Annotated in this window: 17 protein-coding genes; 7 read left to right on the top strand and 10 right to left on the bottom strand. The window is 69.9% G+C overall.

Annotation, left to right across the window (positions count from 1 at the left end):
- Positions 1–235: 235 nt before the first annotated feature.
- The 7 genes from ACWPN5_RS30240 to ACWPN5_RS30270 all read left to right on the top strand — a co-directional run bounded on the left by ACWPN5_RS30240 (position 236) and on the right by ACWPN5_RS30270 (position 8495).
- Complete coding sequence (locus ACWPN5_RS30240) at positions 236–949, top strand: UbiX family flavin prenyltransferase (protein ID WP_492299225.1); 714 nt, start codon at positions 236–238, stop codon at positions 947–949.
- 52 nt (positions 950–1001) lie between these two features.
- Positions 1002–1934: a LysR family transcriptional regulator gene (locus ACWPN5_RS30245; protein WP_492299227.1), complete on the top strand. Its 933-nt coding sequence runs from the start codon at positions 1002–1004 to the stop codon at positions 1932–1934.
- Positions 1935–2083: 149 nt separating this feature from the next.
- Positions 2084–3562, top strand: coding sequence for an aldehyde dehydrogenase family protein (locus ACWPN5_RS30250; RefSeq protein ID WP_492299229.1), 1479 nt, complete (start codon positions 2084–2086; stop codon positions 3560–3562).
- 281 nt (positions 3563–3843) lie between these two features.
- On the top strand, positions 3844–4296 hold the full coding sequence (locus tag ACWPN5_RS30255) for a c-type cytochrome (protein WP_014199532.1): 453 nt from the start codon (positions 3844–3846) through the stop codon (positions 4294–4296).
- A 16-nt stretch (positions 4297–4312) separates the two neighbouring features.
- Entirely contained in the window at positions 4313–5665 is a 1353-nt protein-coding gene (locus tag ACWPN5_RS30260) for a cbb3-type cytochrome c oxidase subunit I (protein ID WP_200477787.1), read from the top strand.
- 88 nt (positions 5666–5753) lie between these two features.
- The gene (locus ACWPN5_RS30265) at positions 5754–6566 is read left to right on the top strand and encodes a CbbQ/NirQ/NorQ/GpvN family protein (RefSeq protein ID WP_200477786.1); all 813 of its coding nucleotides are present in this window, start codon (positions 5754–5756) and stop codon (positions 6564–6566) included.
- Positions 6567–6587: 21 nt separating this feature from the next.
- Positions 6588–8495, top strand: a complete 1908-nt coding sequence (locus tag ACWPN5_RS30270; RefSeq protein WP_492299232.1) for a nitric oxide reductase activation protein NorD — start codon at positions 6588–6590, stop codon at positions 8493–8495.
- A 32-nt stretch (positions 8496–8527) separates the two neighbouring features.
- On the opposite strand, the gene ACWPN5_RS30275 is transcribed toward ACWPN5_RS30270, so the two are convergent.
- From ACWPN5_RS30275 to ACWPN5_RS30320, 10 genes are all read right to left on the bottom strand, one after another.
- Positions 8528–10129, bottom strand: coding sequence for a PepSY-associated TM helix domain-containing protein (locus ACWPN5_RS30275; RefSeq protein ID WP_492299234.1), 1602 nt, complete (start codon positions 10127–10129; stop codon positions 8528–8530).
- Entirely contained in the window at positions 10126–10416 is a 291-nt protein-coding gene (locus tag ACWPN5_RS30280) for a hypothetical protein (protein WP_492299236.1), read from the bottom strand. The genes ACWPN5_RS30275 and ACWPN5_RS30280 overlap by 4 nt, the downstream gene beginning before the upstream one ends.
- The gene (locus tag ACWPN5_RS30285) at positions 10413–12890 is read right to left on the bottom strand and encodes a TonB-dependent siderophore receptor (RefSeq protein ID WP_492299238.1); all 2478 of its coding nucleotides are present in this window, start codon (positions 12888–12890) and stop codon (positions 10413–10415) included. The genes ACWPN5_RS30280 and ACWPN5_RS30285 overlap by 4 nt, the downstream gene beginning before the upstream one ends.
- Positions 12891–13066: 176 nt before the next feature.
- Positions 13067–14080, bottom strand: coding sequence for a FecR family protein (locus ACWPN5_RS30290; protein WP_492299240.1), 1014 nt, complete (start codon positions 14078–14080; stop codon positions 13067–13069).
- 20 nt (positions 14081–14100) lie between these two features.
- Positions 14101–14676, bottom strand: a complete 576-nt coding sequence (locus ACWPN5_RS30295) for an RNA polymerase sigma factor (RefSeq protein WP_492299242.1) — start codon at positions 14674–14676, stop codon at positions 14101–14103.
- A gap of 199 nt (positions 14677–14875) precedes the next feature.
- Positions 14876–15292, bottom strand: a complete 417-nt coding sequence (locus ACWPN5_RS30300; RefSeq protein WP_114859247.1) for a DUF3830 family protein — start codon at positions 15290–15292, stop codon at positions 14876–14878.
- 111 nt (positions 15293–15403) lie between these two features.
- On the bottom strand, positions 15404–16828 hold the full coding sequence (gene hydA, locus ACWPN5_RS30305) for a dihydropyrimidinase (protein ID WP_492299244.1): 1425 nt from the start codon (positions 16826–16828) through the stop codon (positions 15404–15406).
- A gap of 145 nt (positions 16829–16973) precedes the next feature.
- On the bottom strand, positions 16974–17657 hold the full coding sequence (locus ACWPN5_RS30310) for a GntR family transcriptional regulator (RefSeq protein ID WP_492299245.1): 684 nt from the start codon (positions 17655–17657) through the stop codon (positions 16974–16976).
- A 10-nt stretch (positions 17658–17667) separates the two neighbouring features.
- Positions 17668–18363: an amino acid ABC transporter permease gene (locus ACWPN5_RS30315; RefSeq protein ID WP_492299247.1), complete on the bottom strand. Its 696-nt coding sequence runs from the start codon at positions 18361–18363 to the stop codon at positions 17668–17670.
- Between the two features lie 72 nt (positions 18364–18435).
- Positions 18436–19266 (bottom strand): ABC transporter substrate-binding protein, encoded by an 831-nt coding sequence (locus ACWPN5_RS30320; protein WP_492299249.1) that lies wholly within the window; start codon positions 19264–19266, stop codon positions 18436–18438.
- Positions 19267–19281 lie beyond the last annotated feature (15 nt).

Here is a 19281-nt window from a genome sequence, read left to right on the forward strand (position 1 = left end):
GCGATCATGAAAACTGATGGAGAAGCCGTGCCATGCCCCAGTCCGCCTCATGGCCGGCCGGCCGATATGACGGCGGTTCATGACGGTGGTGCCAGCCATCAGGGATCGTGATTGCGGGCATTAGCAATCACTATTAGTGATCGTCCGGCGACCTCTTCATAATGGGTTTCGGGCCGGTGGACAGGGCGGCGCGGCCGCCGCCAAAGACAGGGTCCAGTCGCGAAGGAAGTGCCTGATGAACATGGTTCCAAACACCTCCGCCTGGAGGGACGCCGGGGACGGGGGACGCGAACGGCCGGCCGCCGCGCCGCCGCGTCTGATCGTCGGGATTTCCGGCGCGTCCGGGGTGATCTACGGCATACGGATGCTCCAGACCCTGCGGCTGCTCGGGGTGGAGACGCACCTCGTGATGTCGCGGTCGGCGGAGATCACCGCGGCGATGGAGACGGGCTGGAAGATCGCCGACATCCGCGCGCTGGCCTCCGTCGCCCACCCGATCGCCGACATCGCGGCGTCGATCTCGTCGGGGTCCTTCCGCACCCTGGGCATGGTGGTGGCCCCCTGTTCCATGCGCAGCATGTCGGAGATCGCCTGCGGCACCACGACAAGCCTGCTGAGCCGGGCCGCCGACGTCGTGCTGAAAGAGCGGCGGCGGCTGGTCCTGATGGTGCGCGAGACGCCGCTGCATCTCGGGCATCTGCGCACCATGACCGCGCTGTCCGAGATGGGGGCGATCCTGGCCCCGCCGGTCCCGGCCTTCTACGCCAAGCCGGCGGATCTGGACGACATGATCGACCACACCGTCGGCCGGGTCCTGGACCTCTTCGACCTGGACAGCGGAAAGGTCCGCCGCTGGGGCGAAACGGCCCGGCGCTCCGGCCGTTCGCCCGCTCATCGGGATCCGGAACGGGCCGCCGAGCCGGCTGGGGATTCCGTGTTGGACACCTGAGGGAACCACGGTGCGGCGCCGTCCTGGCGCCCTTCGACCCTGCGAGATCGTCATGGACCTGCGGCAACTCCAGTATTTCGTCTGCCTGTTCGAGGAGGGCAACGTGACGCGGGCCGCCCGGCGCCTGAACGTGGTGCAGCCGGCGCTCAGCATGCAGATCGCCAAGCTGGAGGCGGAGCTGAACGAGAAGCTGTTCGAGCGCAGCTCCCAGGGCATGATCCCGACCGCCGCGGGGCGGACCATGTACCGGCTGTTCCTGCCGATCCTCCGCGACATCGCCGCGGCGAAGCAGGAGATCAGCAATCTGTCGGGCCGGATTTCCGGCCACGTCGCCATCGGGCTGATCGCGTCCGTCACCCAGTCGGCGCTGTCGCAGACGGTCGAGCGGTTCTCCAGCCAGTATTCGAGCGTCGAACTGGACGTCACCGAGGGCTACACCGCCAATTTCGTGGAGCAGGTGACCACGGGGCAGCTCGACATCGCGCTGATCAACCGCTCCCGCAAGAAGCTGGCGCTCACTACCGAGGACATCCTGCAGGAGGAGATGGTCCTGGTCAGCGGCACGGCCCAGGGCCCGGCGATCGTCGAGCCGGTGCGGCTGGCCGACCTGTCCCGCTACCGTCTGGTGATCCCGTCCAAGCGCCACGGCCTGCGCGCGGTGCTCGAGCAGGAGATGGAGGCCCAGGGCATCGACCTGAAGCCGAAGCTGGAGATCGACTCGCTGATCTCCATCGCCGAGCTGGTGGCCCGGACGGACTGGGTGACGGTGCTGCCCAGCATCGGCGTCCATCGCGGCCTAGCCGACGGCACGCTGCGGGCGCACCGGATCGTCGACCCGGCCATCGCCCGCACGCTCGCCTGGATCCACAACCCGCGACGCCCGCTCAGCCTCGCCGCCGTCCGCTTCATGGAGATCATGAACGAGCGGCTTCTGGAGGCGGCGCGGTCGACCTCGTCGGTGACAGCGGACCATCACGCGAAGTGATCTCCTTGATTGGAATAGATTATTTGCCCGCCTGACCGCCCTCGGGATTAGCTGGCGCCTGCCCGGTGCCGTGGCCCGCCGCCGCGCGGCCTCGCGCCGGCCCGTTCCCGACGCGCCACGGCCGTCCAAAGACAATGGAGGAAACAGACATGACCATGACCGACAGCCATCGAACGACCGGCCGCCTTTCGACCGGACAATGGATCGGCGGCGCGTGGATTCCCGGCCGGACCACGGCGGACAGCCTCAACCCCATGGACGGCACGGTCGTCGGAGCCTTCGCCGATGGCGGACGGGACGAGGCGGACGCCGCCATCGCGGCGGCCAGCGCCGCCTTCGAGCGGACGGAATGGGCGCAGAGCCCGCGCCTGCGCCAGACCGTCCTGCTGGACTGGGCGCGCAACCTGGAGGCGCAGGCCGAGGATCTCGCCCGCCTGCTGACCCTGGAGAACGGCAAGGTCCTGGCCCAGTCGCGCGGCGAGATCGCCGGGGCCATCTCGGAGATCCGCTATTACGGCGGCCTCGCCCGGCACATCCCCGGCCATGTGCTGGAGGTCGAGCCCGGCGTCGTCTCCACCATGCTGCGCGAACCCGCCGGCGTGGCCGCGCTGATCATTCCCTGGAACGCGCCGGCCGTCCTGCTCGCCCGCGCCATCGGCCCGGCGCTCGCCTGCGGCTGCACCGCCGTGGTCAAGCCGGCGGCGCAGACCACGCTGCTGACCGCCGCCTTCCTGCGCGCCCTGTCCGAGGTGCCGGGGCTGCCGCCCGGCGTCTGCAACATGGTCAGCGAAACCGGGCACGCCGCGTCGGCCCGGCTGGTCGAGTCTCCCCTGGTGGACGTGCTGAGCTTCACCGGGTCGACCGCAACCGGCAAGCGGATCATGGCCACCGCCGCCGAGACCATGAAGAAGCTGTCGCTGGAGCTGGGCGGCAAGAGCTGCTGCGTGGTCTTTCCCGACGCCGACATCGCCGCCACGGCGGCGCGCATCGCCGCCGCCGCCACCATCATCTCCGGGCAGCAATGCACCGCCGCCCGCCGGGTGCTGGTCCATGGCTCCGTTTACGACGCGATGAAGGAGCAGCTTCGCGCGGCGCTGGCGTCCATCGCCGTCGGCGACGGCATGAATCCGGCCATGGGCATGGGGCCGCTGATCGACAGGGCGGCGCGTGCCCAGGTCCAGGGGCAGGTGGAGCGCGCCTTCGACCTGTGCGACGAGGTGGTCCTGCGCGGCGGCGTCCCGGACGGCCTGCCGGCGGCCGGCGCCTTCCTCACCCCGTCGCTGGTCGCGCACGGCGACACCGCCGCCTTCTTCTGCCAGGAGGAGATCTTCGGTCCCTTCCTGGTGCTGGAGCGCTTCGAGGACGAGGCCGAAGCGGTGGCGAAGGCGAACCACACGGTGTTCGGGCTGTCGGCCAGCGTCTGGACGACGGACGGCGCGCGCGCGCTGCGCATCGCCCGCGCCCTGCGCAACGGCACCGTCTGGATCAACGACCACAACCGCCTCTTCGCCGAGGCCGAGACCGGCGGCTACCGCCAGAGCGGGCTCGGCCGGCTGCACGGCTACGACGCCTTCGCCGACTTCACCGAGCTCAAGCACATCTGCCAGAGCGTCGGCCGGGTTTCGTAACTCCGGGACGCCGGACGACCGGCCCGCCTCCGCCGGTTCCGGCGGGCCGGTCGTCCCACCACGACGCTCCGGGCCAGGACACTCTGGGACCGAGCGTTCGTCCACGGGATGGCCGCGGTTTCCTTCGCGTTCGTGACGCGACCGTCCGCTTGACCGCCGTCAAGGATAGTCGCACCAAATCAGTCAACTTTCTCCGGTATGGCGCACGGCCAACGCCGCTCAAGGCCCCACCGTCCACGACGGTCTGACCAAGGGGGGCCTGACCCAGGAGAAACGAACGCATGACGGAACGCTTCACCAAAGCGGCCGCCCGAAACATCTTTTACGGCGGATCGCTCTTCTTCTTCGCCGCCTTCGTCTCGCTGACGGCGGCAAGCCACATCTACGTCGTCAACACCGGCACCGACAGCAAGGGGCTGACCGACAGCGTCGCCCGCGGCAAGCATGTGTGGGAGAAGAACTCCTGCATCAACTGCCACACGCTGCTGGGCGAGGGCGCCTACTTCGCGCCGGAGCTGGGCAATGTCTGGATCCGCTACGGCGGCGACAAGGACCCCGAGGGCGCGCGCGCCGCCCTGGCCGGCTGGATGGCCGCCCAGCCCAGCGGCATCGAGGGCCGCCGCCAGATGCCGCAGTTCCACCTGACGGAGCAGGAGGTCAACGACCTCGCCGCCTTCCTGGAGTGGACCAGCCGCATCAACACCCAGAACTGGCCGCCCAAGATTTCCGGCTGACGAAGGACGAAAGGCCATGAAATACGAATCCCAAAAGGTCGCGCTGCCCTACTTCTACGGCGCGCTGGCCCTGTTCGGCGTTCAGCTCCTGGTCGGCCTGCTGGCCGGCACGGTCTATGTGCTGCCCAACGTCCTGTCGGAACTGCTGCCCTTCAACATCCTGCGGATGATCCACACGAACGCGCTGATCGTCTGGCTTCTGATGGGCTTCTTCGGCGCCGCCTACTATCTGATCCCGGAAGAGGCGGAGCGCGAGCTGCACAGCCCGAAGCTGGCCTACATCCAGTTCGGCCTGTTCATGTTCGGCGCGCTGGCCGCCGTCGTCGGCTACGTCTTCCGCATCCATGAGGGGCGGGAGTTCCTGGAACAGCCGACGTGGATCAAGGTCGCCATCGTCGTCGTCGCGCTGATGTTCCTCTACAACATCTCCATGACGGTGCTGAAGGGCCGGCGGACGGTCATCACCAACATCCTGGTGATGGGGCTGTGGGGCATCGCGATCTTCTTCCTGTTCTCCTTCTACAACCCGACCAACCTCGCGTTGGACAAGATGTACTGGTGGTACGTCGTCCATCTCTGGGTCGAGGGCGTGTGGGAGCTGGTGATGGCCTCGATCCTCGCCTTCCTGATGATCAAGATGACCGGCGTCGACCGCGAGATCGTCGAGAAGTGGCTCTACGCCATCGTCGGGCTGGCCCTCTTCTCCGGCCTGCTGGGCACCGGGCACCATTACTACTGGATCGGCACGCCGGGCTACTGGCAGTGGATCGGCTCGCTGTTCTCGACGCTGGAGGTCGCCCCCTTCTTCTTCATGGTCGTCTTCGCGGTGAAGATGGTGCTGAAGGGCGGGCGCGATCACCCGAACAAGGCCGCCCTGCTGTGGTCGGTCGGCTGCGCGGTGACGGCCTTCTTCGGGGCCGGCGTCTGGGGCTTCCTGCACACGCTGTCCTGGGTCAACTACTACACCCACGGCACGCAGGTGACGGCGGCGCACGGGCATCTCGCCTTCTTCGGCGCCTATGTGATGATCAACCTCGCCATCTTCAGCTACGCCATGCCGCATCTGCGCGGCGTCGCGCCCTACCACCAGACCCTCAACAAGGCCAGCTTCTGGCTGATGACCGGCGGCATGACGGTGATGACCTTCGCCCTGACCTTCGCCGGGGTCGTGCAGGTCCACCTGCAGCGCGTGATGGGCATGGACTACATGACCGTCCAGGCGGAGATCGCCCCCTTCTACTGGGTGCGTCTGGCCGCCGGTGCGGCGGTGTTCATCGGCGCCGTCCTCTATCTCTACGCTCTGCTCGGGCCGGTGCCCGCGTCCCGCAAGACCACCGGGATCGGCGCGGCCGTCCAGCCCGCCGAGTGATCAGGGCCTTCCCCTCCTCCGCACGCCGGGGGAGGGGGCCTCTCTTTTCCGCCTTCCGTTTTCGCCTTTCGCTTTCGAGGAGACCCCCATGACCCGCAGCGCCCTGAAGGCCGTCGCGGACGACCTCGACATTCCCTACTACAAGGCCGTCGGCGACGAGTGCGAGCTGTTCGAGCACGCCTTCCGCCACCGCCTGCCGCTGTTGCTGAAGGGGCCGACCGGCTGCGGCAAGACGCGCTTCGTCTCGCACATGGCCGCCCGGCTGGGGCGCCCCCTCTACACCGTGTCCTGCCACGACGACCTGACCGCCGCCGACCTGACCGGGCGTTACCTGTTGAAGGGCGGTGACACGGTGTGGGCGGACGGCCCGCTGACCCGCGCCGTGCGCGAGGGCGCCGTCTGCTACCTCGACGAGGTGGTGGAGGCGCGCAAGGACGTGACCGTCGTGCTCCACCCGCTGACCGACGACCGCCGCCTGCTGCCGCTCGACCGCACGGGGGAACTGCTGGAGGCGCCGGACGACTTCATGCTGGTCGTCTCCTACAACCCCGGCTACCAGAACGTCCTGAAGGCGCTGAAGCCCAGCACGCGTCAGCGTTTCCTCGCCATCGAATTCGACTTCCCGGCTCCGGAGGACGAGGCCGCCATCGTCGCCCGTGAAAGCGGTCTGGCGGAGGGGCGCGTCGTCCCGCTGGTCCGTCTGGCCGGCGCGCTGCGCGCCCTGAAGGGCCAGGACCTGGAGGAAGGCGTCTCCACCCGCCTGCTCGTCTATTGTGCCACGCTGATCCGCTCCGGCGTGAAGCCCGAGCGGGCCATCCGCACCGCGCTGATCGAACCGCTGACCGACGACGCCGACGTGCGGCAGGCGCTGCTGCGCGTCGCCGACATCGCCCTCGGGTAAGCGAAACAAGGGAATCGGACCATGCTGTCGCTGCTCGAGCCCGAGGAGTTCATCGGCCGCCACTGGCACCGTCTGGTCGGCGGCCGGTCGAGCCTGCCGCACCATCCGGACGCCGCGGTGACGCTGGAGGCGATCCGGCCCCGGCTGGCGGTGTTCTTCCGCGGGCTGGGCGGTGACCGCGGCGTCCGGCTGGCCGCCGCCGCGCGGGCGTCCTCGGGCCATCGGCTGTCGCTGCTGGAGCGCATCGGCCTCGGCACCGAGCGTCTGGAACGGCCGGCGCTGGACGGCGACGTGCTGCAGTTGCCGGCCCTGCTCGACGTGTTTCCCGATGCGGCGTTGAACGAGCGGCTCTACGAATGGCTGGCCGCCTATTTCGCCCACGCCGAGGCCGACGGCGAGGCCCCCGCTGACCCGCTGCGGGCTGATGTGCGGGCGTTGCGGCAGGCCCATGCGACCACCGTGCGGGTCCTCGCGCGCTGGCCGGGGCTGGCCCGCCTGCACGGTGAGCTGTGCGCGGCGCTGATCGCCGTGCGGCCCCGGCGCTCCCTGCCGAAGGACGAGGCGATGGTGGAGGCGGCGGTGCTGGCTTTGCTGGGGGCCGGCGACGGCGGTGAGGTGCTGGACGCTGCGGTTCCCCTGGACCGCTTCACCGCTCCGGCCGGCTACCGGCCGTTCCTGCCGGTGCCGCTGTGGGGCGAGGTGTCGGGGCCCGCGCGCTCCGGCGCGCGCCCCGCTTCCGATGCCACCGCCGAGGACGGGGCGGCCCCCGCCGCCGAAGGCGATGGCCAGCGCCGCAAGGCGACGCGGCGCGACAGCGATCAGGTGCAGCGCGAGGACCCGCTGATCCTGAACCGCTTCGAGAAGATCTTCGGTCTGGCGGAGATGATGAACATCCCCCGCCCGGTCGATGACGACGACGAGGACGCCGCCCGGCAGGCCGCCGACGACATGGAGGAGATCGCGCTGGCCCAGCATCAGCGCAAGCCCTCGACCCGCCTCAAGCTCGATCTCGATCTGGCGCCCGCCGCCGTGGACGCGGCGCCGCTGACGGCGGTGCTGACCTACCCGGAATGGGACCACCGCCGCCGCGCTTACCACCCGGCCCATTGTCGCGTCATCGCCGAACCGGCGCCCGAGGAGGGGGAGGATTGGGCGCCCGGCGAGGCGGCGCAGCGCCGCATCCGGCAGGTGCGCCGCCAGTTCGAGGCCTTGCGCCCCAAGCGCATGGTCTTCACCGGCCAGCCGGACGGCGACGACCTCGACCTCACCGCCCTGGTGCGCCGCTGCGCCGACCAGCAGGCGGGCGGGGCGGGCAGCGACCGCGTCTATCAGGCGGCGCGCAACGCGGCGCGCGATCTGGCGGTGGCGGTCCTGGTCGACACCTCGTTGTCGACCGACGGCTGGGTCGACGGGCACCGCGTGCTGGATGTCGAGAAGGAGGCCCTGCTGGCCTTGTCCAACGGGCTGAACGCCTGCGGCGACCCGCACGCCATCTTCGCCTTCACATCGAAGAAGCGCGACTGGGTGCGGGTGCAGACGGTCAAGGAGTTCGACGAGCCCCTGAACGCCCGCGTGCAGCGCCGGATCCAGGCGCTGAAGCCCGGCCATTACACGCGCATGGGGGCGGCGCTGCGCCACACCGCCGCCCGTCTGGCGGAGCGGCCCAACCGCCACCGCCTGCTGATCCTGCTGTCGGACGGCAAGCCCAACGACGTGGATCATTACGAGGGGCGCTACGGCATCGAGGACACCCGCGTGGCGATCCAGGAGGCCCGCCGCCAGGGCATCGCCCTGTTCGGCATCACCGTCGACGCCGAGGCCCGCGAATATTTCCCCTACCTGTTCGGCCGGGGCGGGCACGCGATCTTCCCGCAGGTGACGCATCTGACCAAGGCGCTGCCGGCGCTCTACCGGCAGGTGGTGGGGTAAGGGCCCCTGGCACCGGCCGACCGCCGCGTGCCTCACCGTGAGGGCAGGCGCCGGTGCAGCGGGGATTGGGACGCGTCGTCAGGCCGTTCCGCATTCCGCAAGGCCGGAGCCGGTTTCTGGGCGGTCGACCGGGTGGAGGTGCCGCGCACGCGGCGCCACGCCAGCAGCGCGAACAGGGCGCCCGTCGCCAGGGCGGTCAGGTCGATGCCGGCTATTCCCCACAGCCCGCGCGCCAGCGTCACCCCGAGATGGGCCTCGCTGGTCAGGGCGTTCAGCAACGGCAGGGCGGTCCACAGCAGCGCCGCCGCCGCCAGCTGCTCACCCCAGGCCCGCCGGACGCCGCGCAGCGCCGGGTGCAGGGCCGCCAGAAACCACGCTGCGAAGAAGACGAGGGCCTCCGTCGTCTCCCGCCCGGCCAGCCCGGCGGGCAGCAGCCGGTTGGCCCAGAAATACGCGGCGATGGCGATGGGCAGCCCGACCATCACCGCCAGATTGGCGCCGTCGGCCAGCCGCAGGCCGAAGGAGGGGACCGTCTCGCGCTTGCGCCGCTTGATGATCCAATAGACCTGCCCGGTGCCGATCATCGCGGTGCCGGCCAGCCCGCACAGGATCATCGCCAGCCGCAGCGGCGTGTCGGCGAAGCGCATCATGTGCAGGCCGTAGGCGCCGGCCCGCGTCGCCGCCGCTCCGCCCGTCCCGTCCCAGACCGTGCGCACCGCGCCGGTCGTGCCGTCGAACAGGATGGCTTCCGGCGTGATCACCACCCGGTCGGAATCGGTGCGCTTGAGAAGGATGGTGGCGGCGGCGTCGCCCGGGTTGTCGATGACGATCCACCCCGGCCGCCCGCCGTCCCAGCGCCGCGCCGCCTCCGCCAGCAGCGGTTCGATGGCGGTGAGCGGGGCGGCCCGTCCCGCGGCCGGCGGCGGCGGTGGTTCGGCATAGACCGCCGTGTTGAAGGCCGCGGGCCGGTCGCCGAAGGCCGCCTGAAGACCCCAGGGCATGTAGAGCAGCATCAGCGGCACCAGCCCGGTCACCGTGATCAGCGCGTGGTAGGGCAGCACGATGATGCCCAGGGCGTTGTGGACGTCCATCCACAGCCGCGTGCGCGACCGTCCGGGGCGGACGGTGAAGAAGTCCCAGAAGACCCGCCGGTGGATGACGAATCCGGTGATCAGCGCCACCAGCAGGGCCACCCCGGCGGCGCCGATCAGGTAACGCCCGACGAGGCCGGGAACGCGCAGGTCGAAGTGGAAGTAGTAGAGGAAGTCGCCGCCGAAGGTCGCCCGCGCCTGCACCGGGCGGCCGTCGTCCGGCTCCAGCCACAGCTTGCGGAAGGCGGGCTGTATCCCCGGCGGGTTGTAGACGTAGACCTGGGTCGCGGTCCGCCGCTCGTCGGGCATGGTGATCAGCCAGCGGCGCGCCTGCGGCGCCTCGCGCCACAGGCTGGCGATCGCCGCCGCCGCCGCGTCGGGGCTGTCGGTCGCCTCGACCCGCTCGGGCTGCATCCAGCGGGTGATCTCGAAGCGGGCGTAGGCGGTGGTTCCGGTCAGGAAGACGCAGAACAGCAGCCAACCCACCACCAGCCCGCCCCAATTGTGCAGCCACGTCATCGACAGGCGGAAACTGCCGTTCATACCCCGGCTCCCGTCATGCTTTTCAACAGTGAGACCACCGCCCAGACCGCGGCCGTCAGGCCGGCGGTCCAGGCCAGGGCGCGCCGGGCGCTGGCCGCGGCGAACACCATCACCACGGTCAGGACGCAGGGCAGCAGCGCCGCCATGGTGGCGGTCAGCACCGCCTCCGCCCGGTCCTGCACCGCCGGCAGCGCCAGGGACAGCGCCGCCGCCGTTCCCGCCGCCAGGGCGTAGCCGCCGCCGACGGCGGTCACGACCCGCAGCGCGATCTCGGTCTTTCGCGTCACCAGGAATACTTCAGCGAGCCGATCACGGTGCGGCGCAGGCCGTAGTAGCAGTTGGTCGCCCGCGAGCAGGCCGCGACATACTCCTTGTCGAAGAGGTTGTTGGCGTTTATCGCCGCCTGAACGCCCTGAAGCTGTGGGCTCAGGTAGGACAGGTCGTAGCGCAGCGCGGCGTCGACCAGCGTGTGGGACGGCACCTTGAAGCTGTTGGCCGGATCGCCGTAGGTGAAGCCGACGTAGCGCAGGCCGAGCCCGCCGCCCAGGCCGGCCAGCGGGCCGTCCTGCACCGTGTAGTCGCCCCAGGCGGCCGCCGAATGGGTCGGCACGGCGACCGGCTGCTTGCCGCGGTCGGCGCCGTTGCTCTTGGTCACCTCGGCGTCGAGGAAGGTGTAGCTGGCCACCGCGTTCAGTCCGGCGCCAAGGCTGACGCGCGCCTCCGCTTCGAAGCCGCGCGAGCGGACCTCGCCGGTCTGGATGTTGTAGTTGGTGTGCAGCGGGTCGGCGGTGGTGACGTTCTGCTGGGTGATGGTGAAGGCCGACAGGGTGAACAGGCTGCCGGAGCCCGGCGGCTCGTATTTCAGCCCGGCCTCGTACTGCTGGCCGGTGGTCGGCTCGAACGGGTTGCCGAAGAAATCACTGCCGGAGGTCGGCTCGAAGGATTCCGAATAGCTGGCGTAGGGCGCCAGACCGTTGTCGAACAGGTAGAGCGCCCCGACGCGGCCGGTGAAGGCGTCGTCCTGCTGCGACGTCCGCCCCTGGTTCAGCCGGTTGCGCTGCTGCGTCTCGGCCCAGTCCTTGCGCCCGCCCAGCAGGACGGCGAGGCCACCCCATTTGATCTGGTCCTGGGCGTAGACGCCGGTCTGGGTGATGCGGGTGGCGGTGCTCTGGTAGATCGGCGGGGTGGCGATCGGCAGCCCGTAGACCGGGTTGAACAGGTCGAGGTTCGGCGCCACCGCCTGTCCGCGCAGCGTGTCGCTCCGCAGCCGCTGGTGATCGACGCCGGCCAGCACGGTGTGGCGCAGCGGGCCGGTGTCGACCTTCACCTGGACCTGGTTGTCGACGGTCAGGTCGTAGGCGCGCTCGCGGGCCGAGAAGCTGGTGCGCCGCGTGGTGCGCTGGTCGGGCAGCAGGCCGGACGCGTAGACCTGCTTGAGGTCGAGGTCGTTGTGCAGGTAGCGGGCGTTCTGCCGCACCGTCCAGCGCTCGTCGAACCGGTGTTCGAAGCGATAGCCGACGCTCATGGTTTTGCGGTCCCAGTCGTTGAAGTTGGGATCGCCCGTGAAGAGCTTGGTCGGCAACTTGCCGTTGGGGTTGGGCAGCACGGTGCCCTGGGCCGGCAGGTAGTTCAGCGGCGAATCGTCGTAGTTGTCGCGCTGGTAGAGGCCGATCAGGGTCAGGCTGGTGTCGTCGGTCGGCCGGATGGTCACGGTCGGGGCGGCGGCCAGCCGGCGGCGCTCGGCGATGTCGGTCTGGGTGTCGCTGTCCAGCGCGACGCCGGCGAAGCGGTAGGACAGCCGGCCGTCGCCGGTCACGTCGCCGCCGACGTCCAGCGCGGCCTGCTTGCGGCCCTGGTTGCCGGTTTGCAGCAGGATCTCATGCCGGGCGTCGGGGGAGGGCTGCTTGGTCACCATGTTGACCAGACCGCCGGGGCTGGTCTGGCCAAACAGCACCGAGGCCGGGCCCTTCAGCACCTCGACCCGCTCGAACAGGTACGGGTCGATGCCGGAGGTCAGGAAGCCGCTGCCCTTCAGCCGCAGCCCGTCGAGATACTCGTTGAAGGAAACGCCGGTGGTGCCGTTGCCGCCGAAGCCGCGCACCGAGATGCCGTCGCCGCCGAAGGAGGAGGAGCCGCCGTTGCGGGCGGTGGTGACGCCGGAGGTGTAGTTCAGGACGTCGGCCAGACTCCGCGCCGCCTGGGCGTCCATCTGGTCACGGGTGACGACGGAGATCGACTGCGGCGTTTCCAGGATCGGCGTGTCGGTCTTGGTGGCGGTGGCGCTCTGGCGGGCGGCATAGCCCATGACCGGGCCGGTCGCCCGCTCGCGCGTGCCTTCGACGGTCACCGGGTCCAGCACCACCCCACCGGCTTGCGGCCGCGACAGCACGGCGCGGCCGGGGCCGGTCATCTGGTACGACACGCCGGTGCCGGACAGCAGGCGGCGCAGCGCCTCGTCGGCGCTCATGGTGCCCGACACGCCGGGCGAGGCCAGACCGCGCGCCACCTCGGCCGGGAAGCCGACCTCCCAGCCGCTGGCCGTGCTGAAGGCGTTGAGGGCCGTGACCAGCCCCTGCGGGGCGATGTCGAAGCGCTGCCCCGCCACTTGTCCGGAAGCCTGGGCCACCTGCCCGCCGGTCTTCGCCGGTGCCGCCAGGGCGGTGCTTCCCGCCGCAGCACCCATGCCGGCCACCGCCGACGACAGCAGCGCCGCCCGCAGCAGGGCCGCCCCCCGACGCCCCCGCGCACCCCGATCCATCATCCCCGCACCCATCGTAACGCATTCCCCATGATCGCGACGTATCGACCGGCCGGAGCGCGCCGCATATTGCAATTGCGACGCATTCCTAATAGCCGTGGCGACCTGACGTTCGGGGATGGTGAAAAGCGGAAATTTTTTTTGAGGGGCCGTTTCGTGGGCAGGGAAAGCCGGTGGACTCAGGGGCGCGCGCGCAGGATCAGCAAGGCGTCGGACACCCGCAGCGTCTCGGCCCGCACCAGCCCGGCCAGGGCCGTCGCCGTCCGCACCGGATCGTCCAGCCGGTAATTGCCGGTGATCCGCCGGTCGGCGAGGGAGTCGGGAACCAGGATCAGCCCCGGATAATAGCGGTCCAACTCATCCAGAACCTCGCCCAGGGGGCGGTCCTCGAAGACCAGCCGGCCATCGACCCAGCCGAGCGCCGCGGAGAGGTCGGCGGGATGCTCCGCGCCGACTCCCGACGCCGTGACCACCACCTCCTCGCCCGCGCGCAGCCGCACGGCGGGGCCGCCGGACCGCGCCACGTCGACGGTTCCGTGGCGCACCGTCACCGTCACCCGGTCGTCGAGGTAACGGACGGCGAAGGCGGTGCCGACCACGGTCACCACGGCGGGGCCGGCCGTGACCCGGAAGGGGCGGGTGGGGTCGGGCGTCACCTCGAAGAAGGCGGCCCCGCGCAGCAGCCGGGTCCGCCGCTCGTCCCCGTCGAGGTCGGTGGCGAGCGCCGTCCCGGTGTCCATCAGCACCCGCGATCCGTCGGCGAGTTCCAGGCGCTCCTGCACGCCGGTCGCGGTGCGGTGGTCGGCCTGCAGGCGCAGCGGCAGGTCGGCGGCCAAGCCGAGACCGACCGCCACCAGGAGTCCCGCCGCCCACGCCATCGCCCGGCGCGCCAGCGGCCGGGAACGGCGGGGCTGCCGGAGCGGGCCGGCGGGCGCTTGGCGGCGTGGCGGGCTGTCCGGAACCGTTGTGGCTGGAACCGTACTGGCCGCCAGCGCTTCGCTGAGGAGGGGGGAGGCCCACATGTCCTGCGCCAGCGCCCAGGCGCGGGCGTTGCGGGGATCGGCGGCGCACCAGTCGGCGCAGGCCCGCCGGCACTCCTCTCCCGCGTCCTCCGCCTGCAGCCGGATGAACCAGTCGAGCGCCTGTTCCAGCGGTAAGGAAGGGTCGGTGTCGTCGGGTGTGGAGGGGGGCATGGGACTCGCGGGTGGTGCCGTCACGGTCTGTCTCTTTGTAAGACGTTCGGGCCGGCGGAAATCCGCAATCCTTCCCGGTCGAGCCGGGCGAACACCTCCAGACAGACCAGCAGGGCGGCCTTCAGATCCTTCTGCACGGTGCTGACCGAGACGTCGAGCCGCTCGGCGATCTCCGCGTGGGACAGCCCCTCCATCCGGTTCAGCAGAAGAACGCCGCGCTGCCGCTCGGACAGGGTCGCCAGCGCGGCGTTCATCCGGGCCAGCCGCTGGCGGTCGCCGGCCTGGGTTTCCGGGGAGGGCAGGGGGGCGGCGACCTCCTCCACGCCTTCGACGGTGGTGTCCTGCACCACCAGCACGGCGAGCCGGCGCTCCCGCCGCAGATGGTCGAAGGCCAGATTGCGGGCGGTCTGGAACAGGAAAGGCAGGGGATGGTCCACCGGTCGGTCGCGTTCCGCCGCCCTCACTTTGAGATAGGCCTCGTGCGCCAGATCCTCGGCGGTGGCGGCGCTGCCGACCATGCGGGAGAGCAGGCGGACCAGCGTGCCCCGGTGCCCCATGAACACCGTGTCGAGCGACGGCTTGACGGCGTCAGCCATGCGCCACCGGACGAGGCACCCGCAACCTCACGCGATTCTGCTCGGGCATGGAGTTGCCCCATCACTCCACAGGTAAGCGGCTTGGCCGCGCCATGACCGGTGCATGACGGCGGCAATATACTTAGAATGCGTATCATTCGCAATGATATGTTCCGCCTGTGGAACCGCCGTGCATCGGGGCACGGCGGTTCCCCGCGCCTCAGCGGGCCAGCTCGAAACGGATCGGCTGCGCGCCCTGCCACAGGGTGCGCTTGCCGAGCTCGGCCAGATTCTCCAGCCCGTCGGTGATGGTGATGAAGTGGTTGCCGGCGAGCTGGCCCATCTTGCTGGAGAACTGCACGCCGCCGTAGGCCAGCAGGATCTCGGTCTCGCTGATGCCGCCCGGATAGAGGATGATCTGGCCCGGCGCCGGGTGGCTGGTGTGGTTCTCGTAGCCGAGGCCGAAATCGGTGTCGCCCAGCGGAATCCACACGCCCTCGCCGCTCCAGCGGACATGGACGATCTGACCCTCGTAGGGCAGCAGGCTGCGGAACTTGGCGCAGGTCTTCGGCGCCGCCGCCGATTCAAAGCGGGCGCCGAAGGTGAAGGGGCCGGCGGTGATGGTCAGGGCGTCCATGGTGTGGCGGTCCTCATTTCCTGGTTTCTCATAGGCCCCACCCTAACCCTCTCCGGCCCGGCGGGGGAGGGCCAGGGTGGGGAAAACTGCTTTGTGGGGGAAGGTGCTTTCTCAGACAGCCGCCACCTTCGGGCGCGCCAGATCCGGCGTGTCGCAGCGCAGGAAGGCGCCGCGGCCGGGCTGCGCCACGCAGGCGCCGCCCTCCACCACGACTTCGCCGCGCGACAGCACGGTTTCCGGCCAGCCGGTCACCTCCAGCCCCTCGTAGGGGGTGTAGTCGACGTTGTGGTGCAGCATGCTGTTGGTGATGGTGACCTTGCGGTCTGGGTCGTAGATCACGATGTCGGCGTCGGCACCGATGGCGAGGCTACCCTTGCGCGGGTGCAGGCCGTACATCTTGGCCGGGTTGGTCGAGGACAGCTCGACGAAGCGCTGCAGGCTGATGCGGCCCTTCTTGACGCCTTCCGAGAACAGGATCGGCAGCCGCGTCTCGATGCCCGGCACGCCGTTGGGGATCCAGTTGAAGGGCGTGTTGGCGCCGTGCAGCATCTTGCCCTTGGGGTCCTGGTAGCGGAACGGCGCGTGGTCGGACGACACGATGTGGAAGGTGCCGCCGGCCAGCGCGTCCCACACCGCCGCCTGGTTGGCCTTGTCGCGCGGCGGCGGGCTGCAGATGCACTTGGCCCCCTCCATGCCATGGCCGTGCAGGTCGTGCTCGGTCAGCACCATGTATTGCGGGCAGGTCTCGGCGTAGATGCGCATGCCGCGGCCCTGCGCCCAGTGGATCTGCTCGATCGCCTCGCGGCCCGAGACATGAACGATCAGGATCGGCACGTCGGCGAGTTCCGCCATGGCGATGGCGCGGTGGGTCGCCTCGCGCTCCACCAGCATCGGCCGGGAATCGGCGTGGTAGCGCGGTGCTGTGTGGCCGGCGGCGAGCAGTTTGTCGGTCAGCCAGCCGATGAAGTCGGCGTTTTCGGCGTGGATCATCGCCATGGCGCCGTCGCGCCGGGCGACGCTCAGCAGCTCCAGCACCTGCCGGTCGTTCAGCTTCATGTCGTCGTAGGTCATGTAGATCTTGAACGACGTGTAGCCGTCATGGATCAGCGCCGGCAGGTCCTGACCGAGGAGCTGGTCGGTCGGATCGCTGACGATGAGGTGGAAGGCGTAGTCGATCACCGCCTTGCCGTCGGCCCGCCGGTGGTAGTCGGTCACCGCGTCGCGCAGCGACTGGCCCTTGAACTGGCAGGCGAAGGGGATGACCGTCGTGGTGCCGCCGCAGGCCGCCGAGCGCGTGCCCGTCTCGAAATCGTCGGCCGACTGCGAACCGTCGCTGGTCGGCTGGTCGAGGTGGCAATGGCCGTCGACGCCGCCGGGCAGCACCAGCTTGCCGGTCGCGTCGATCTCGCGGGCGCCCGGCCCGAGCCCGGTGCCGATGGCGGCGATGCGGCCGCCGATCACGCCGAGGTCGGCGGCGAACACGTCGGACGCGGTGGCCAGCGTGCCATGGCGGATCACGGTGTCGAACTGCGGCATGAAACTCTCCCTCGGTCCCGAAGGACGGGTTTTGCGGTTGCTGGTTTGTACCGTCGCGACTGCGGCGGCGCGCCCACATGGGCGCGGAAAAGCCTGCGTGGCGTTTGAATGCAATACGACACGCCAGTTCATTGGCGTGTCGGTGCTACAAAAAATAGCCGCCCGGATTGGCCTCGGCGGCGATGGCGCGGCGGGCGTCGTCCTGGAGGTTGCGCAGATGCGCCAGCATGGCGGCCGTGGCCGCGGCGGCGTCGCGCCGCTCGACCGCCTCCAGCACCGCGCGGTGCTCCGTGTCGATCTCGCCCTTGCGGTGGAAGGCGCTGGAGATGCGGAACAGGCGGGCGACGACGCGCATCCGCGTGATGGTCTCGGCCAGCGTCGCGTTGCCGCTGACGCGGGCGAAGAAGCTGTGGAAGTGGTTGTCGTAGAGCCAGTGCTGCATGTCGTCCTCGCTGCCGTTCAGCGATTCGAGCCCGCGCCGCAGCTCGGCGAGGTCGGCGTCGCCGACCAGCGGCACCGCCGTCGCGATGGCGTGGCACTCCAGCAGCTCGCGCATCTGCATGCACTCGAAGAACTCGCGGGCCGAGACGACGCGGACGCGGTAGCTGCGCTCGCTGGTGCGTTCCAGCAGCCCCTCGCCGACCAGCCGGACCAGCGCCTCGCGCATCGGCGTGCGCGACACGCTCAGCCGCTCGGCCAGCCGCCCCTCCGGCACCTCGGCGCCGCCGGGAATCTGGCGGCTGAGGATCAGCTCGCGCAGATGCCCGTAGGTCTGGTCGCCGAGGTTGGCGGGCCTGGGGAACAGCGGGTCGGCCGGGGGAGGGGTCATGAGCGGGACCTCACTGACCGTCGACGATCGCGACGTTGCGGTAGGCACGGCCGAAATGGCGCTCGATGCGGCGCTGGACGATGTCCCACAGCGAGGTCATCAGCAGATAGTAGAGGGCGGCCACCGTGAACAGCTCCAGCACCATGAAGCGTTCCTGGATGAGCAGCTGGGTGCTGCGCAGCAGCTCCTCCATCGAGATGACGGAGGTGACCGAGGTCGTCTTCAGCAGCCCGTTTACGCTGTTGCCGAGCGCCGGGATGATGATGCGGATGGCCTGCGGCAGCACGATGTAGACCATCACCTGGGCCGAGTTCAGGCCGAGCGCGCGGCCGGCGTTGCTCTGCCCGGCGGCGACGCCGAGGATGCCGCCGCGGATGATCTCGGCCAGATAGGCGGCCTCGTTGAGAATCAGGCCGATCAGCGCGGATTCCGTCACCGACAGCTTGATGCCGATCTGCGGCAGGCCGGTGTAGATGATGATGAGCTGGACCAGCAGCGGCGTGCCGCGGAACACCCAGATGTAGGCCTGCGCCGCCGCCGATACCCAGCGGTAGGGCGACAGCCGCAGCAGCGCCAGCAGGCAGCCGACCACGAGACCGCCGGCGATGCCCGCCAGCGTCAGCCACAGGGTCGTGATCGCTCCGCTGAGCAGGTAACCGTTGAACAGGTAGTCGAAGAAGCCGTCCCAGTTCCAGCCGCTGGTCATTCCGTCAACCTTTCGCTCTTATCCGTCGCGCGGGCGGCGGCCGGGACGCGCCCCGCCGCCGCCCGCACCCACTCACATGCCCGGGCCGTTGACCTTGAAGGCGCCGTCGTTGGGCAGCAGGCCGTACTCCTCCATCAGGGCCTTGTAGGAGCCGTCCTTCTGCATGTCGTTGAGGACGGCCACCACCGCCTCGCTCAGCGCCTTGCTCTTCATCGCCAGGGCGACCGGGGTGGGGAACAGGCCGTGCAGGGCGCGGTCGAAGTCGCCGCGCTTGCTGTATTCGGCCGCCGTCGGGTCGATGGCCACCGACGCCTCGGTCTGGCCGGCGCGCAGCGCCTGATAGGCCGTGGCGAAATTGTCGAAGGTCTTGATCTCGATCGGCTTCAGCCCCTTGGCGACAATCATCTTGTCGAGTTCGCGGAGCTTGCGCTCCTCGAAGCCGCCCAGCTCGACGCCGACCGGGCGGCCCGACAGGTCCTCCGGCTTGGTGATCTTCAGCGGGTTGCCCTTGGACACCGAGATGCTGATCGCCTGGGATTCATAGTTGATCATCGGCATCATCTTGGCCCGCTCCTCGGTCCAGAAGATGCCGGTGTTGATCAGGTCCCAGCGGCCGGCCTGGAGGCCGGGGATCATCGCCGAGAACTCGATGCGGACATATTCCGGGGTCAGGCAGAGCCGCTTGGCGATCTCGTTGCCCAGCGTGATGCGCATACCCTTCAGCTGGCCGTTGGAGTCGACGAACTGCATCGGCGGCAGGGTCGGGTTGGTCGACATCACCAGCGTGCCGGGCTTGACCAGCTCGGAATCGGCCACCGCCGGCTTGCAGCCGGCGGTTTGGGCGGCGGCCGGCAACGCGAACAGGGTCAGGCCGGCGGCGATCAGCAGCGTGCGAATGGTCATCGTGGTCACCTTCTG

It is taken from the genome of Azospirillum sp. UENF 211521 (genome assembly GCF_058780535.1).

Bases quoted from the DNA above. Each gene is read 5' to 3' on its own strand.
- ACWPN5_RS30240 (WP_492299225.1), top strand. From the start codon at position 236: ATGAACATGGTTCCAAACACCTCCGCCTGGAGGGACGCCGGGGACGGG.
- ACWPN5_RS30245 (WP_492299227.1), top strand. From the start codon at position 1,002: ATGGACCTGCGGCAACTCCAGTATTTCGTCTGCCTGTTCGAGGAGGGC.
- ACWPN5_RS30250 (WP_492299229.1), top strand. From the start codon at position 2,084: ATGACCATGACCGACAGCCATCGAACGACCGGCCGCCTTTCGACCGGA.
- ACWPN5_RS30255 (WP_014199532.1), top strand. From the start codon at position 3,844: ATGACGGAACGCTTCACCAAAGCGGCCGCCCGAAACATCTTTTACGGC.
- ACWPN5_RS30260 (WP_200477787.1), top strand. From the start codon at position 4,313: ATGAAATACGAATCCCAAAAGGTCGCGCTGCCCTACTTCTACGGCGCG.
- ACWPN5_RS30265 (WP_200477786.1), top strand. From the start codon at position 5,754: ATGACCCGCAGCGCCCTGAAGGCCGTCGCGGACGACCTCGACATTCCC.
- ACWPN5_RS30270 (WP_492299232.1), top strand. From the start codon at position 6,588: ATGCTGTCGCTGCTCGAGCCCGAGGAGTTCATCGGCCGCCACTGGCAC.
- ACWPN5_RS30275 (WP_492299234.1), bottom strand. From the start codon at position 10,129: ATGAACGGCAGTTTCCGCCTGTCGATGACGTGGCTGCACAATTGGGGC.
- ACWPN5_RS30285 (WP_492299238.1), bottom strand. From the start codon at position 12,890: ATGATGGATCGGGGTGCGCGGGGGCGTCGGGGGGCGGCCCTGCTGCGG.
- ACWPN5_RS30290 (WP_492299240.1), bottom strand. From the start codon at position 14,080: ATGCCCCCCTCCACACCCGACGACACCGACCCTTCCTTACCGCTGGAA.
- ACWPN5_RS30295 (WP_492299242.1), bottom strand. From the start codon at position 14,676: ATGGCTGACGCCGTCAAGCCGTCGCTCGACACGGTGTTCATGGGGCAC.
- ACWPN5_RS30300 (WP_114859247.1), bottom strand. From the start codon at position 15,292: ATGGACGCCCTGACCATCACCGCCGGCCCCTTCACCTTCGGCGCCCGC.
- hydA (WP_492299244.1), bottom strand. From the start codon at position 16,828: ATGCCGCAGTTCGACACCGTGATCCGCCATGGCACGCTGGCCACCGCG.
- ACWPN5_RS30310 (WP_492299245.1), bottom strand. From the start codon at position 17,657: ATGACCCCTCCCCCGGCCGACCCGCTGTTCCCCAGGCCCGCCAACCTC.
- ACWPN5_RS30315 (WP_492299247.1), bottom strand. From the start codon at position 18,363: ATGACCAGCGGCTGGAACTGGGACGGCTTCTTCGACTACCTGTTCAAC.
- ACWPN5_RS30320 (WP_492299249.1), bottom strand. From the start codon at position 19,266: ATGACCATTCGCACGCTGCTGATCGCCGCCGGCCTGACCCTGTTCGCG.